Genomic DNA, 3,185 nt, shown 5'->3' with positions numbered 1-3,185 from the left:
AGTACACGATGTGTAACTGCCCGCTAGGGTCCTTGATGGGCGCAGGGGCCTCGTTGACGAAGGGGTTGCCCACTACCCGCTCCCACGGTTCGCGCGGCTGGGAGATGATGGTGGACTCGCCGATCGTGGTGAGGGGGTTCTGCATTCTGGCGATGTGGATGTTCTTCTGTCCAATCCGTGTGAAATTCTATTTTTGGAAGTCTATGAAAATCCTTTAAGATCCATTAGTGACAAGTTAAGACAAAATTAGTTTTGTCAACAGTAATTAAGCTAGAAATTAACTGAAATAATGAGTATCAAATTTAGCTTAATACTCTGGTTTGAGTACAAGGGCAAACGATACTTTTAAATATGACGCGATCGCTAGCTTAAAAATGGTGTTTCTAACCCCGATTTAGGACAATATTTTAAGCATAATTGCTTATTGACAAATAGTTTATAACCTTAACTTGTCACCAATGTTTAAGCTCAGTAAAATGCTCGTAATGATCGACGGTGTAATACGCCTTATATAACACTCTACCAACCCTTACTGCGACTTGAGCCAATATGACCAAACGGTGCCTGCCACGGTTACCGTAACGATCAAAACCAAGATCGAACTCTAGATATTCCTCCCCTCTTGGCGCCTTAGGTAATCGAGTACTCTGATGACCTCCTGCATTTGCATACGCCCTTCCGGCAGCAACGCCCGTATTCAGAAGGTATGTGATCATTCTGATTTCCTCTTCTTCAGGTTTACTAGGTTTTTTACCGCCACGTTTCCTTTCCAACTGAGCCCCTTCAATGTCTCTCTCGAAATAAGCTTCCAGCTCTTTGGCGATATCCTCGAAAGATATACTGTCCAGGTCAGGAACTCGCTCTTCCTCAATGGCTTCTAATTCCTCTGGCAGGAACTCTAAGCTCTCCAGTTCCGCCTCTGAAAAAAATTCAATCTGTTCAACTATCTGTGCTTTCATGATTTTCTCTCCTGTTGTTAATGAGCATTGAATAGCGAGGATCAAGGGCTGAGGCGATCGCCCCAAAAGCTGTCTCTACAAAATTAGCGATCGCACTTGGACGAACAAACATCGCTCTCTTATCAACCATCATCCATGAGCGATCGCATTTTTTTAAACTGTCGCTACAAAATTAGCGATCGCACTTAAATATAGGTTGGGTAGCGAATCAGCCTTTCCGGAATCTCACATGACCCTTATTTCTTTGAAACCGGCCTATGAAAGCCCAGTTAATGTATCCACCATCGCCCTGATTAGTGAATGTACCGCTTTCAAAAACCCAAATGCCGTAAATGACTTGGTCATAATTCGCTGAAGCATAGAATTTAACACCACTCAATCTGTTCTCATAACCCTGGTATACTTTCGAGGTCGGGAATTAATTCAGCTTCAATGCTTTCTAACTCCTCTGGTAGGAATTCTAAGGTTTCCAGTTCCGCCTCAGAGAACAATTCAAACTGTTCGATTATCTGCGCTGTCATGATTTTTTACTTGGTAAAATTACGTTTTCTTCTTGCAAGCTTAAGAAAAGACTGCTTCTAAACCGAATGAGAAACGTTTCCTTTATCTGCCAAAAATTTGACTTAACAAACGTGGTATTCGCCTAAGCCTGTTCAAATCTTGCTTGTTCCACATCCATTCGGGGAATTCTAATGATATGATACGGTTGTGTAATCACATCTGAAGCAAAGTCTCCAGGATTAGGCTGGCAATCCTTAACTGTAATGACCAGTGATGGGGAGTCACCTGTCTTCTCGACTGCCAAAATATCAACCGAGTAACCGCTAGTAGGCTTCTCTCCCGCAAAGACGGCGACTACCTGAGCATTTGTAAAATCCACGAACGGAATAGGTGGAGGTGGTATGCTATCGGAGGTGTGCTGTTCCCAAACGTCTGCCCATTTTTCTGGACTATTGATCATCATTTGGCTGGATGTGTGGAAGCCACTTTGAGCGCCCCGTGCAATGGTAGTAAAATTAATTTTCATCGTTGTTTTGACTCGCCCTACTTAGTTTTTGTTGTGCTTAGCCAAGCTCTATTTAGGAAGACTTAGGACTTCATGAGCAATTTGGTAGGATTGGGACTTCTTCCCAGTCGGCGTGGTAAAGTTCAAATTTAAAGTGAGATCGTATTGACCCGACTTGTTGCTCGGAGCGATAATCTCAAAGTCGCGTCTCGCATCTTCGCCGACACGCAAATTGCCGTAGTCTTGTTCGCCACGGGTGACTTTAATACCGTTATTAGTTGCAACTAGGCTTGCTTTCACGGCTTGCATCGTTTCCCCACCAGTGTTTTGTACAGCAATATTCAGCTGCTCAAGCAGCTTCCTGTCTGTGACTGCTGATGTGTAGGTAATCTTCTTCTCCTCGGACAAAGGTTGCCCTGCCATCTGCAGTGCTTTGACGACATCAACTAATCCCTTACCTTGGACATTCGGGTCTTTTTCCGAGTCAAGCCCTTTTGCAGATTCCATCAGAATTTTCTTGATCTGCCAAGGTTTTAGTTGCGGGTAACGCTCTAGAATTAAAGCAGCAATACCAGCAATATGAGGTGCTGACATACTAGTACCATTCATCTTTTGGTAGCCTTTACCAGGCTTAGCAGAGACAATCAGCTGACCAGGTGCCAATATGTCCGGCTTTGGTCGGTTGTCAGTAGTTGGACCACGGCTGCTAAAATTCATTACTCCCGTACCGTCATGGCTGGATGCCCCGACAACAATCACGTCACCCTTGGCATCTGCCGGAGATGTGAGGGTTCCAGGACCGGGACCACCGTTGCCTGCACTCTTTACCAAAACTAAGCCCAGTTTTGCGGCTCGTTCAGCAGTTTTCGCCCAGATACTAGTGCCATCAGGCGTTGCGGATGTCCCCCAACTACAGTTAGCTATCCTGACCCCATCTTTCATATCCTTAATCACATCTTCAATGGCATCTGCGCCCCTAAACCCTTCTGCCGACTCATTTGCTTCAGAAGTTTGAATCTTGTAGCTCCAGATAATTGCTTCTGGTGCCATACCTTTGTACTTTGAGCCGTTACCTGCAATAATACCTGCCACATGAGTTGCATGTGGATGGGGGTTGCCCCAAGGTTCATTGGTGTAATTACGCTTACGGACAACACGACCCTTGAAGTCAGGATGGTAAACGTCAACTTCTCCATCCAGAACCGCGACGATCACTCCTC

Annotated in this window: 5 protein-coding genes; all 5 read right to left on the bottom strand. The window is 45.1% G+C overall.

Translation table 11 applies throughout. The annotated features are described in order from the left end of the window. Positions 1–452: 452 nt before the first annotated feature. Positions 453–959 carry a ribonuclease domain-containing protein gene (locus HWQ37_RS28970; protein ID WP_292753866.1) on the bottom strand — a complete coding sequence of 169 codons (507 nt, stop codon included), beginning with the start codon at positions 957–959 and terminating at the stop codon, positions 453–455. Further along, positions 940–1,071 carry a hypothetical protein gene (locus HWQ37_RS28965; RefSeq protein WP_292753865.1) on the bottom strand — a complete coding sequence of 44 codons (132 nt, stop codon included), beginning with the start codon at positions 1,069–1,071 and terminating at the stop codon, positions 940–942. Before HWQ37_RS28965 ends, HWQ37_RS28970 begins: the two co-directional genes overlap by 20 nt. A gap of 274 nt (positions 1,072–1,345) precedes the next feature. Then, entirely contained in the window at positions 1,346–1,480 is a 135-nt protein-coding gene (locus tag HWQ37_RS28960; RefSeq protein ID WP_292753864.1) for a hypothetical protein, read from the bottom strand. A gap of 122 nt (positions 1,481–1,602) precedes the next feature. Continuing rightward, positions 1,603–1,986, bottom strand: a complete 384-nt coding sequence (locus HWQ37_RS28955) for a protease complex subunit PrcB family protein (RefSeq protein WP_292753863.1) — start codon at positions 1,984–1,986, stop codon at positions 1,603–1,605. Between the two features lie 48 nt (positions 1,987–2,034). Continuing rightward, on the bottom strand, positions 2,035–3,185 hold a 1,151-nt coding region (locus HWQ37_RS28950), incomplete at its 5' end, for a S8 family serine peptidase (RefSeq protein ID WP_292753862.1).

The organism is Nostoc sp. NMS4 (assembly GCF_017115095.1).
Classification (GTDB): Bacteria; Cyanobacteriota; Cyanobacteriia; order Cyanobacteriales; family Nostocaceae; genus Nostoc.
Note: the sequence above shows the minus strand (reverse complement) of the source record. Positions and strands in the feature narration are given on the sequence as shown.

Bases quoted from the DNA above. Each gene is read 5' to 3' on its own strand.
- HWQ37_RS28970 (WP_292753866.1), bottom strand. From the start codon at position 959: ATGAAAGCACAGATAGTTGAACAGATTGAATTTTTTTCAGAGGCGGAA.
- HWQ37_RS28965 (WP_292753865.1), bottom strand. From the start codon at position 1,071: ATGTTTGTTCGTCCAAGTGCGATCGCTAATTTTGTAGAGACAGCTTTT.
- HWQ37_RS28960 (WP_292753864.1), bottom strand. From the start codon at position 1,480: ATGACAGCGCAGATAATCGAACAGTTTGAATTGTTCTCTGAGGCGGAA.
- HWQ37_RS28955 (WP_292753863.1), bottom strand. From the start codon at position 1,986: ATGAAAATTAATTTTACTACCATTGCACGGGGCGCTCAAAGTGGCTTC.